The sequence below is a fragment of the Streptomyces sp. UC4497 genome, assembly GCF_054871485.1.
This window is the reverse complement of sequence record NZ_JBTYHB010000008.1, coordinates 288993-299671: the sequence shown is the minus strand read 5'-3', so window position 1 is coordinate 299671 and position 10679 is coordinate 288993. Positions and strand designations below refer to the sequence as shown.

Annotated in this window: 9 protein-coding genes; 6 read left to right on the top strand and 3 right to left on the bottom strand. The window is 72.4% G+C overall.

What is annotated here, in order from left to right; translation table 11 throughout:
* Nucleotides 1-228: 228 nt before the first annotated feature.
* The 3 genes from ACYSUO_RS14530 (at nucleotide 229) to ACYSUO_RS14520 (ending at nucleotide 2986) form a co-directional block, all read left to right on the top strand.
* A complete protein-coding gene (locus ACYSUO_RS14530; protein ID WP_461776513.1) occupies nucleotides 229-1200 on the top strand; it encodes an alpha/beta hydrolase in 972 nt (323 codons plus the stop codon).
* Between the two features lie 164 nt (nucleotides 1201-1364).
* On the top strand, nucleotides 1365-2090 hold the full coding sequence (locus tag ACYSUO_RS14525) for an alpha/beta fold hydrolase (RefSeq protein ID WP_461776512.1): 726 nt from the start codon (nucleotides 1365-1367) through the stop codon (nucleotides 2088-2090).
* 53 nt (nucleotides 2091-2143) lie between these two features.
* Nucleotides 2144-2986 (top strand): alpha/beta fold hydrolase, encoded by an 843-nt coding sequence (locus ACYSUO_RS14520; RefSeq protein WP_461776511.1) that lies wholly within the window; start codon nucleotides 2144-2146, stop codon nucleotides 2984-2986.
* Here ACYSUO_RS14520 and ACYSUO_RS14515 read toward each other — a convergent pair.
* Together ACYSUO_RS14515 and ACYSUO_RS14510 are read right to left on the bottom strand one after the other, a co-directional pair.
* Complete coding sequence (locus tag ACYSUO_RS14515) at nucleotides 2946-3992, bottom strand: AraC-like ligand-binding domain-containing protein (protein ID WP_461776510.1); 1047 nt, start codon at nucleotides 3990-3992, stop codon at nucleotides 2946-2948. The two genes, ACYSUO_RS14520 and ACYSUO_RS14515, sit on opposite strands and share 41 nt — an antisense overlap.
* Nucleotides 3993-4311: 319 nt before the next feature.
* A complete protein-coding gene (locus ACYSUO_RS14510; protein WP_461776509.1) occupies nucleotides 4312-6603 on the bottom strand; it encodes an ATP-binding protein in 2292 nt (763 codons plus the stop codon).
* 302 nt (nucleotides 6604-6905) lie between these two features.
* Here ACYSUO_RS14510 and ACYSUO_RS14505 point away from each other — a divergent pair, with 302 nt between their 5' ends.
* Nucleotides 6906-7226: a hypothetical protein gene (locus ACYSUO_RS14505; protein WP_461776508.1), complete on the top strand. Its 321-nt coding sequence runs from the start codon at nucleotides 6906-6908 to the stop codon at nucleotides 7224-7226.
* 52 nt (nucleotides 7227-7278) lie between these two features.
* Here the strand turns inward: ACYSUO_RS14505 and ACYSUO_RS14500 are convergent, their stop codons facing one another.
* On the bottom strand, nucleotides 7279-7920 hold the full coding sequence (locus ACYSUO_RS14500) for a TetR/AcrR family transcriptional regulator (RefSeq protein ID WP_461776507.1): 642 nt from the start codon (nucleotides 7918-7920) through the stop codon (nucleotides 7279-7281).
* A 164-nt stretch (nucleotides 7921-8084) separates the two neighbouring features.
* Between ACYSUO_RS14500 and ACYSUO_RS14495 the strand changes: the two genes are divergently transcribed.
* Together ACYSUO_RS14495 and ACYSUO_RS14490 are read left to right on the top strand one after the other, a co-directional pair.
* A complete protein-coding gene (locus ACYSUO_RS14495; protein ID WP_461776506.1) occupies nucleotides 8085-8855 on the top strand; it encodes an SDR family NAD(P)-dependent oxidoreductase in 771 nt (256 codons plus the stop codon).
* 158 nt (nucleotides 8856-9013) lie between these two features.
* Nucleotides 9014-10606 carry a serine/threonine-protein kinase gene (locus ACYSUO_RS14490; RefSeq protein WP_461776505.1) on the top strand — a complete coding sequence of 531 codons (1593 nt, stop codon included), beginning with the start codon at nucleotides 9014-9016 and terminating at the stop codon, nucleotides 10604-10606.
* Nucleotides 10607-10679 lie beyond the last annotated feature (73 nt).

The window sequence follows — 10679 nt, the reverse complement described above, 5'->3', positions numbered from 1 at the left end:
GGCACCACCCCACCACACGACACGGGCACCAGCAGACAGACACCACCAGACACAGACACGTACAAACCCGCACCGTGCGCTGTCAGGGCATACGCCATGCACTCGCGGTCAATTCCGAACGATCCGGCGCTTTTACCTTTACGGCGTCACTTCGGGCGGATGTCGTTTCCGGTCGGGGGCGCCGCGCCGGGCGGTCCGGTGTGGGGCGAGTGGTGTGAGGAGACTTTTATGTCGGATGCTGTGGAGCCGGTCGTGCCGGTGTTGGAACCGGCGGCGGCCGCGTTCGCGGAGGCGACGTCACGTCCGCCGTTCCTGTTCGAGCTGGCGCCCGAGGAGGGGCGCAAGGCGGTCGACGAGGTGCAGTCCGGGCCGGTGGAGCTGCCGGAGGTCGACGAGGAGTGGGTCACCGTCTCCGGTGGTCCGACGGGGAGTGTGCGGGCGCGGATCGTGCGGCCCGTCGGTGCCTCCGGGGCACTGCCGGTGATCCTCTACATCCACGGTGCGGGCTGGGTGTTCGGCAACGCGCACACCCATGACCGGCTGGTGCGCGAGCTCTCGGTCGGTGTCGGCGCGGCGGTCGTGTTCCCCGAGTACGACCTGTCGCCCGAGGCGCGTTACCCGGTGGCCATCGAGCAGAACTACGCGGTGGCCCGGTGGGTCGTCGACGAGGGTTCCGCGTACGGCCTGGACGGAGCGCGCCTCGCGGTGGCCGGTGACTCGGTCGGCGGCAACATGAGTGCCGCGCTGACACTGATGGCCAAGGAGCGCGGCGATGTGCCGCTGCTGGGCCAGGTGCTGTTCTACCCGGTCACCGACGCGAGCTTCGACACCGGCTCGTACCGCCAGTTCGCCGAGGGCTACTTCCTGCGCCGCGACGGCATGCGGTGGTTCTGGGACCAGTACACGACCGACGAGGCGGAGCGCGCGCAGATCACCGCGTCCCCGCTGCGGGCCACCACCGAGCAGCTGACCGGGCTGCCGCCGGCGCTGGTCGTCACCGGCGAGGCCGACGTGCTGCGCGACGAGGGCGAGGCGTACGCGAACAAGCTGCGCCAGGCCGGTGTGCCGGTCACCGCGGTCCGATTCCAGGGTGTCATCCACGACTTCGTGATGCTCAACGCCCTGCGCGAGACCCATGCCGCCGAAGCCGCCATCGGGCTGGCGGTCACCACGCTCCGCGGCACGCTCGGCACGCGCTGACGCGAAGCCCTCGCCGGCGCCCTCACCGGCGCCGATGCGTCAGGCGTCCCGCGTCCGTCCCACCGGCCGCGCGGTCACGCCGCGCGGCCGGGCCCCCGCGCGTGCGCCCGCCTCCCCCTCCGTGTCTTTCTTCACAACAGACCGTCACATCAAAGGAGTTACTCATGTCCTCCACCGAAAAGCCGACCGTCGTCCTGGTCCATGGCGCCTTCGCCGACGCCTCCAGCTACGCCCGCGTCATTCCCGCTCTGATCGACCGCGGGCTCGACGTCGTGGCCCCCGCCGTCCCCAACCGCAGCCTGATCGGCGACTCCGCATACATCGCCTCGCTCGTGCGCCAGATTCCCGGCCCCGTCGTCCTGGTGGGGCACTCCTACGGTGGCGCCGTGATCACCGTCGCCGGTGTGGAGGACAACGTACGGGCACTCGTCTATCTCGCCGGGTACGCCCTGGAGAAGGGGGAGAGCCTCGGTGAGCTGCAGGGCCGCTTCCCGGACTCCGACCTCGCGGCCGCGCTGGTCCAGACGCCGTTCCCGGTCGAGGGTTCGACGACGCCCGGGACCGATGTGTCCGTGCGGGCCGACAAGTTCCCGGCCATCTTCGCCGCCGACGTCGACCCGGAGCTCGCGACCGTGCTCGCCGTCTCCCAACGCCCCCTGGCCGCCCAGGCGTTCACCGAGGCGGCGCCGGCCGCCGCCTGGAAGACCAAGCCGTCGTGGGGACTCGTCTCCTCCTCGGACCACACCATCAACCCGGATGTGGAGCGCTTCGGCTACGAGCGGGCCGGGATGACCACCGTCGAGGTCGACTCCTCGCACCTGGTCATGCTCGCCCACCCCAAGGCGGTCGTCGACCTCATCGAGGAAGCCGTCCGGGCCACCTCGAACTGACCCCGCTCCCCCGCCATGCCCGCCGCACTTCACCGTTTCGAGGAACTGAATCCATGAACGCACCGATCCCGCGTCGCACCGTGACCGCCTCGCTCCTAGCCGGCGCCGCCACCCTGGGCGCCGCAGGCACGACGCTCGCCGCCACACCGGCCTCGGCGGGCACCCATCGGCCGTCGAAGCGCCCCACCGTCGTCCTCGTCCACGGCGCGTTCGCCGACGCCTCCAGTTGGAGCGGCGTCGTCGAGCGCCTGCTGCGCAAGGGGCATCCGGTCCTCGCGCCGGCCCTGCCGCTGCGCGGGCTCGCGAGCGACGCGGCCTACATCCGCAGTGTTCTGGACAGCCTCACCGGGCCGATCGTCCTGGTGGGGCACTCCTACGGCGGGGCGGTCATCAGCGCCGCCGCGGACGGTGCCGCGGGGGTCGAGGCGCTGGTCTACATCGCCGCGTTCGTGCCCGATGTCGGCGAGAGCGCGCTCGGCCTCACCGGCAAGTTCCCCGGCAGCACCCTGGGCGAGGCGACCAGCAGTCAGCGCTATCCGCTTCCCGGGGGCGGCGAGGGCGAGGAACTCGTCATCAAGAAGGAGCTGTTCCGCGGGCAGTTCGCGGCCGGGGTGCCCGTCAGGACCGCTCAGGTGATGGCGGCCGGGCAGCGCCCCATCGCGCTGGCCGCGCTCCAGGAACCGGCCGCCGTCGCCGCCTGGAAGAACATTCCCAGCTGGTACCTGGTGGCCGGCGAGGACCGCAACATCCCGCCCGCCGCCGAACGCTGGATGGCGCGTCGCGCGGACGCCCACACGGTGGAGGTCAAGGCACCGCACGCGGTCTCCGTGAGCGATCCGGCACCCGTCACCGACCTCATCCTGCGCGCCGCCCGGTCCGTACGCGGCGCGCACTGAGCGGCACGGCGGTGAGGGACGGGCTCCCTTCGGTTGGGCTTCCTTCCGTGTTCCATGCCGCCCGTACGCTGCGCCATTCGCGGGGTGAGATCCCGTAGGCGGCGCGGAACACGCGGCTGAAGTGGGCCGGGTTGACGAAGCCCCAGCGCTGGGCGACGGACGACACCGTGGGCGCGGACCGTCCGCCCCGGCCCAGTTCGCGGGCGCACTCCTCAAGGCGGCGCCGCAGGACGAGGCGGCCGACCGTGATGCCCTCGTCCTCGAACAGTCGGTGCAGGTAGCGCACGGAGATGTGGTGCGCCTTGGCGATGCCCTCAGGCGCCAGACCGGGGTCGCTCAGGTGCCGGTCGATGTGGGCGCGGATACGCGCCACCAGGTGGCTGCGCGAGGTCTCCTCCTCGTCGGCCGTGTCCGCGGCCGTCTCGGCCACGAGGGTGGCGAAGAGGTCGACGACGCTGGCGGCCAGCCTGCCCGCGGCCGTCGGCGAGTACGAGTCGGCGGAGTCGACCAGCGTCGTGAGGAAGGGCCGCAGGACGGCTCCGTAACCCTGGCCGGTGCCGACCACGGTGCCGGTGGCACGGCGCAGTTCCGCGTCGGACAGGCCGAGCACGCGGCGGGGGATGTGGACCGCGCGGACGGAGAACGGCTTCGGGTGGTCCAGTACGTACGGGTGAGCGGTGTCGTACACGTAGAGGTCGCCGGGTTCCGCGTCGGCCCGGCGGCCGTCCTGGACGACGGTCGTGCGGCCCGAGACCTGAACACCGATTCCCACGAACTGTTCGGTGGAGCGCGCGATGTGCGACGCGGTCCGGGTGGCGCGGTACGCGTCCGCCTCCACGGTGGCGACCCGCAGGTACCCCACCCGTCCGGTGGCGATCCGACCGGCGAACGGTCCTTCTCCCTTGGTGGTGACCGTCATGGGCACGCGTGTCCTGGCCATCGTCTCGCGCCAGCGGGCGAGTTGATCGTCCTCGGGGACCACGGCAATCGTCGGCACCGGATTCATCCGGCTCTCCTCTCCCTCACGCACCACGGCGGAGACCTCGGATCCGGGCGCACATGGATCCGGGGTGGGTGCCACTGCCGCGAAGCGGCGTCGGCCGGTACCTGGTCCTGCGCGGATGTCCGGGCGGCAACGTCGTCGCCCGGTTCTCTCCGCCATGTCCAGACAATCAGTGGGCTGTACCGATCTCCAGGCAGAAAGCAGGCAGAAACTCCTGCCGGTTCCGTGCGCCCGGGAGTTGTACGCGGGAGTCGTGCGCGGAGAGAACGGAACCAGTGCGCTCGCGGAACAGAGTCGGCGCCCGGTCGGCGTAGCCTTTCGTTCAGAGGAGGCGGGCCACGCGGTCGCGGGCGTCCGCGACGGTGCGAGGGTCGGCGCCCGGTCCCAGGGCGGCTACGCGGTGGAAGGCCTCGTGCGCCTCGGAGGTGCGTCCGGCGTCGAGCAGGACGGTGGCCAGCGTGTGGAGACGGCGGCTGACCATCGCGGTGTTGCCGTTCGCTTCGTAGAGGTCGACGGAAATCCGCAGGTGCGCGACGGCCTCGTCCCACTTTTGGAGCTGCGCGTAGGCCTGCCCGGTGTTCGAGTGCAGCTCGATGCGGGTGATGGCGGCGATGTGCGGTTCGATGCGGTCGCCGACTTCCTTCAGGTGGGCTTCGACTCCTTGGAAGGCGGCAAGGGCCTCTTCGGTCCGTCCGTGCTCCATCAGTCCTACGGCGTGTCCCTGCTTCGCCTGGAGGCTGCCGTGCAGATCGCCCGCCTCGTGGAAGAGGTCCGCGGCCCGGCGGATGTCCTCGAGCCCCGCCTCCTGTTCGCCGAGTTTGCGCAGGCCCCAGGCCCGGTAGCTGTGGGCCCAGGCCTGCTGCGAGGCGACGCCCGCGCGGCGCGCGGCGGCGAGGGCCTCGGTGGCACGGTCGACGCCCTCGCGCGGGCGGCCTTCGCACACGATGAGAGCCCAGGCGTGGTAGTTCGTCTGGGTCGCTTCCAGGAGCGGATCGCCCAGCTCCCGCGCCGACCGGGCGGCCGTGGCGAAGACCTCGGGCCAGTGCCCCCAGAAGATCCACTGGTCGGAGAACCAGTGCAGCGCCTCGGCCACCTCCACCACGGTGGCGTGTCGGCCGGTCGCCGCGGCAGCGCGGAAGGCGGCCAGCCAGTTGGCGCTCTCGGCCTTCAGCCACGCGAGGGCGCTGTCGGCGGAGGACAGGTCCACGGTGCCGTCCCAGTCGGCGGGCGGGGCGCCGTGGTCCGGTTCGAACCAGCGGCCGGCGACCACGGTGGTCTCCAGCAGCCAGCGGTACAGCTCCGTACGCGCCCGGTGGATGTCGTCGGCGGCCTCCTCGGCCTCGAGGCGGTCGCGGGCGAACAGGCACAGCAGGTCGTGCAGGCGGTAGCGGTCCCGGTCGGTGCCGAGCAGCCCTGCCTCCACCAGTTCCTCGAGGGTGTCCTCGGCGTCGTACAGGTGCTGTCCGGTCAGCCGGGCCGCGGGTGGGGCGCCGGTGTCCGGGCCGGGGATGAGCGAGAGGCGGCGGAAGAGGCGGGCGGCCGTCGGGGTGAGCTGACGGTAGGACAGGTCGAAGGCGGCGGCCACGCGTACGTCCCCCGCGGACAGCGCGTCCAGGCGTCGCTCGTCGAGCGCGAGCCGGTCGGCGAGGCGGCGCAGCGACCAACCGGTGCGGGTGGCGAGCCAGTTGCCCGCCACGCGCAGCGCCAAGGGGAGGTGCCCGCAGCATCGGGCGACGTCGGCGAGGGCGGCCGGATCGGCTTGCGCCCGCTCCGGTCCGACGAGCGTGGTCAGGAACGCGGCCGCCTCGTCGGGACTCAATTCGCCCAGCGGGATGCGGTGCACGCTCTCCAGACCCGTGAGCATGCGCCGGCTCGTCACCACGACCATGCCCGCTCCGGCGCCCGGCAGCAGCGGGCGCACCTGTGCCTCGTCCCGGGCGTTGTCGAGGACCACCAGGATCCGCTGGTCGGCCAGCAGGCGACGGTACAGTCCGGCGTGTCCCTGCGGTCCGGCCTTCGCGAGGTCCCGGTCGGCGACCTGGAGCGCCTTGAGGACGCCGAGCATCAACGCGGCGGGGTCCGGCGGCGCTTCGTCCATGCCGCGCAGGTCCACCACCAGTTGCCCGTCCGGGAACCGGTCCGCGAGGTCCCGTGCGGCGTGGAGGGCGAGCGTCGTCTTGCCCGTCCCGGGTGGGCCGGACACCGCGACCGCCACCGGGTGGGACCGCGCGCTCCATGGTCCGCTGGTCACCTCGGCCAGGCTCCGGGAGGCGGCGCGCTCCGCGAGTTTGGTGAGCTGGGCGAGTTCATGTTCGCGTCCGACGAAGTCGTCGATGCCGCGGGGGAACGACCGTACGCCCGTGGGGCTGTATCCGGTGCCGCGACCGCCGCGGGCGACCTCCAGGAGCCGCTCCCGGTCCGCATCGCTCAGCCCGAGGCCGTCGGCGAGCGCGGCCACGGTACGTCGTTGTGGCGCGGCCCGCCGTCCCCGCTCCAGGTCACCGATGCCGCGGACGCTGACGCCCGAGGCCTCCGCCAGGCCCTCCATGGTCAGCGACGCGGCCAGCCTCAATTCCCGCAGCACCGCCCCGAACGACTCCCGCTCAGCGCCCATCCGGCCCCCCTCATCACCGTCAGGCCTTCACGCAACCCCCCGGCCTTGGTCACCGAAATAGTACGAGACTTCCGTAACCGGGTTGACGTATTCCGATGAACGGAACGAAAAGCGTTCCAAAGGCAGCGCTCCGCCTCGATGCCCGCTGACTCTCGGCCCCGATCCGGCTCCGCCCACGGGCCCGGCACGCGGCGGAGTACGGTGCCAGTACCGGGTGTTCTCGCATGCCGTCATCCCTTTCGGTGTCGCTCTCGGAGAACGGCAAGCCGGGGAGCCCGCCGGCTCCCGAGGACGGAAGACCGATGTATTCGCAATCCTCTATTTCCAGCCGACGCAGTGGTCGCTCGACACCGACCGAAGAGGCACGCTTCGGTCTGACCTGTGTCATCTGCGGCACGGACTACCGGACCACGCCGACCGCGGACGCCTTCGTCGTCTCGCGCGGCGATGAGGGGCCGACGCTCGCGTGCCGGGGCGTGTGTGCCCGGATGGCCAGTGGTTCGACCACAGGCCTCGACGAGGCGCCGCTGCCGCTGGCCGAGCGCGTACGCCGCTACGAGGCGGAACTCGCCAAGAGGCAGGCCGCTCAGACGGAGGACGGCCGACCGGACGACGACGCATAGGACGGGTGGGCCGGCGTCCTGGTGTCCCGGTGAGACCTGAGACGCCCCGGCGTCAGCGCCGTCCTCGGCCGCGGTCCGCGTCAGGGCCCGGCACGGACGGCGGCGTCGCGCGCAGCTGTGCGATGCCCGTGTCCAGCGCGGCCTTCAGATGGGTCGAGTCGCCGGTGGACATCATGATGGTCACGCCGCCCTGGATCCCGGCGAGCAGCGAGGCGGCCGTCCGGTCCACATCGAGGCCCCGCGCCACCAGTCCGTTCGCCTGCAAAGCGCGGATACCGTCGGCGAGTTGGCCCTGCCACTGCCGCATCAGCTCCGTCACGATGGCCCGCGCCCCGGGGCCCGACCTGCCGACCTGAAGGAACAAGGAGCCCAACGGGCAGTGGTCGCCCTGGCGTTCATAGCGTTCCACGACCACGTCCCGCCACCGCCGCCACGCTTCCCAGGAGTCGAGGCGCCCCAGGTGCGGCTGCTGGTCCTCCAGGACCCGGTCCGCCTCGAACTGGGCCACCGCCAGCAGCAGTTCGTCCTTGCCGCCGGGAAAGTAGTGGAAGAGCTGGCTCTTGCTCGTGCCGGTCCGGCCGCGGATGTCGTCGAGCGTCGTGGTGGCGACGCCCTGTTCGCGCAGCACGTCGGCGGCGCCCTCGACGATGCGGGCCCGGGTGGCGCGCCCCTTGGCCGTCAGCACGTCGGGCATGTCTCCCGCCTCTCCTTCGCTGGACTGTTCAGTCCACTCTACGAGCCCCCGTCTGGACTTGCCGGTCCATTTTTTGCGGCGCACAGTGGGCCGCGCCCCACGGGACAGGGATACCCCCCCCCGGGGACAGGGACAGACAGAGACGGACATAGGGAGAGCAGGTCATGAACGAGCGACTGAGGAACAAAACGGCACTGGTCACGGGGTCGACGAGCAACATCGGACAGGCGATCGCCGAGGCATTCGCCGCCGAGGGCGCCCACGTCGTCGTGTCCGGCCGGAACCGGGACCGGGGGGCTCGGGTCGTCCAGGCGATCCGCGCCGCCGGGGGCCGGGCCGACTTCCTGGTGGCGGACCTCGACGGCAGCAAGGAGGTGTCCCAGGACCTGGCCGAGCGGGCCCGCGCGGTCCTGGGCGGGCGCATCGACATCCTGGTGAACAACGCCGGTGTCTACCCGGCGCCCAGTACGACCGGCACCGACGAGGCCACGTTCGACCAGGTCTACGGGGTGAACGTGAAGGCGCCGTTCTTCCTCACCGCCGCCGTCGTCCCGGCGATGACGGAGGCCGGAGGCGGTGTCGTCGTCAACCTCGGGTCGTGGATCGCGCGCCTGGGCGTTCCGCTCGGCGCGCTCTACAGCTCCACGAAGGGTGCGATGGAGACGCTGACCCGGGCGTGGGCCGCGGAGTTCGGCCCGCGGGGAATCCGGGTGAACGCCGTCTCGCCGGGCGTGATCCAGCCCCCGGCCCCCGAAGGCGCCGAGCCCCACCCGGGCGAGGTCATGATGAAGGGCACCCCGGCCGGTGGTGTCGGCACACCGGACGCCATCGCTCGTGCCGTGGTCTGGCTGGCGAGCGACGAGGCGGCGTTCGTGCACGGAACCGTGGTGGATGTCGACGGCGGACGCACGGGGGTCGCGGTCATCGCGGCGTAGAGGCGCGCCTCCCTGATCCTCCTGATCGAATCGCGGGGCCGATACGGGCCGGTGTATTCATCGGGGTCCGTGGTGTCTACGGTGGTGGTGGGATTGCCCAGGCTTCGGGGTTCGGCAGGAACCTGACGGGCCGACAGGAGACGGGTGGAGTGCGGGCCATGGGGGACGAGCGTGCGAGCGGCGCGGGGCACGGGCGGGTGATCGCCGGGCGTTATCGCGTCGTCGGGCGGCTCGGCAGTGGCGGGATGGGGACCGTCTGGCGGGCCGTCGACGAGCGGCTGGGGCGCGAGGTCGCCGTCAAGGAGCTTCGGTCGTTCGACGGCGCCGACGGGCCCGATCCTGCCGAGCAGCGGTTGCGGATGGAGCGCGAGGCGCGGGCGGCCGCGCGGGTGCGCCATCACGGGGTGGTCGCCGTGCACGACGTCGTCGAGCACGAGGGCCGTCCGGTGATCGTGATGGAGCTGGTGGACGGCGAGTCGCTCCAGGGGCTGTTGCAGCGGCGTGGCCCCCTCGATCCCGTGGAGACGGCTCGTATCGGCGCCGAGGTGGCGGACGCGCTCGCGGCCGCGCACCGGGCCGGGGTGTGGCACCGGGACGTCAAGCCCAGCAACATTCTGCTCGAGCACGGTGGCCGGGTCGTGCTCACCGACTTCGGGATCGCCGCGCTTCAGGAGCCGGATGACGGCGCCGCCACCCGGATCACGCGCAGTGGCGTGCTGGTGGGTTCGCTGGACTACCTCGCGCCCGAGCAGGCTCGCGGCGGCGACGTGGGGCCCGCCGCGGATGTGTGGGCGCTGGGTGCCTCGTTGTACTCGGCCGTGGAGGGTGCGCCGCCGTTCCGGCGGACCTCCACGTGGTCGACGATCACGGCGATCGTGACGGAACCGCTGCCCGAGCCGCGGCGGGCCGGGCCGCTGGCGCCCGCGCTGGCCGAGCTGTTGGACAAGGATCCGGCGCTGCGGGCCGACGCCGTGCGGGCCACGCAGTTGCTGAGGGCCACGGCCGCGGGTGAGTCGCTGCCGCCGCGGTCCCCCGACACCATGCGGCTACGTCGGCCGGAGGCAGGGGCACAGACACCCCCGACACCACAGACACAGGCAGATCAGCAGGTGCCCGGGCCCGGTCCCCATGCCTTCGCCGGAGGGGCCTCCCCCGTGGCCGCTCCCCCGCGACGCCCCGGACCGGCCGGCGCGGAGACCGTCAGCGCGCAGCGTGGCGATACTCGGCGACGCGGCACCGTCGCCGTCGCGGTCGCCGCGGCGCTGCTCGTCGGGGCCGGCGCCACCTACGTCGTGACCAGCCAGGGCGGCGACGAGGGGAGCGGAAGTGCGGCGGGGAACGTCGCCGCGGACCGCTCCAGGTCGGCGGCGCCGCCGTCCCGTTCGCCTTCCGGCCCGCCGTCCGGTACCCCGTCAGCGGCGCCTCCCGCGACCGCCATGCCGAGCGTCTCCGCGAGTGCCGCCCCCTCCCCCGCCTGCACACACATCGGCGGCGGCAAGTCCAACTGCCGCGTGTGGCGCTCCGCCACGTCGTACGACTCCCGGCACCGCCCCGTCGGCACCATCCGCCCTGGCACCAACTACTTCTACTGCCAGGTCGAGCGGCCGCAGCGGGAGACCTACGGGGAGTGGACGAACGTGTGGTGGGCGAAGACCGATGACGACAGCGGCAACTCCGGGGTGTTCGTCAGCGATGTGTATCTCACCGGCGGGAAGAACGATCGGCCGGTGCCGGGCCTCGCGGTGTGCTGAGGGCGCGACGGGCCCGACCGCGCGCCGCACGCCACGCACCGCACGCCACGCACCGCCAGCCACGCACCTCGCG

Excerpts from the sequence above, each read along its gene's own strand:
- ACYSUO_RS14490 (WP_461776505.1), top strand. The coding sequence starts at position 9,014 with ATGGGGGACGAGCGTGCGAGCGGCGCGGGGCACGGGCGGGTGATCGCC.
- ACYSUO_RS14510 (WP_461776509.1), bottom strand. The coding sequence starts at position 6,603 with ATGGGCGCTGAGCGGGAGTCGTTCGGGGCGGTGCTGCGGGAATTGAGG.
- ACYSUO_RS14505 (WP_461776508.1), top strand. The coding sequence starts at position 6,906 with ATGTATTCGCAATCCTCTATTTCCAGCCGACGCAGTGGTCGCTCGACA.
- ACYSUO_RS14520 (WP_461776511.1), top strand. The coding sequence starts at position 2,144 with ATGAACGCACCGATCCCGCGTCGCACCGTGACCGCCTCGCTCCTAGCC.
- ACYSUO_RS14530 (WP_461776513.1), top strand. The coding sequence starts at position 229 with ATGTCGGATGCTGTGGAGCCGGTCGTGCCGGTGTTGGAACCGGCGGCG.
- ACYSUO_RS14500 (WP_461776507.1), bottom strand. The coding sequence starts at position 7,920 with ATGCCCGACGTGCTGACGGCCAAGGGGCGCGCCACCCGGGCCCGCATC.
- ACYSUO_RS14515 (WP_461776510.1), bottom strand. The coding sequence starts at position 3,992 with ATGAATCCGGTGCCGACGATTGCCGTGGTCCCCGAGGACGATCAACTC.
- ACYSUO_RS14525 (WP_461776512.1), top strand. The coding sequence starts at position 1,365 with ATGTCCTCCACCGAAAAGCCGACCGTCGTCCTGGTCCATGGCGCCTTC.
- ACYSUO_RS14495 (WP_461776506.1), top strand. The coding sequence starts at position 8,085 with ATGAACGAGCGACTGAGGAACAAAACGGCACTGGTCACGGGGTCGACG.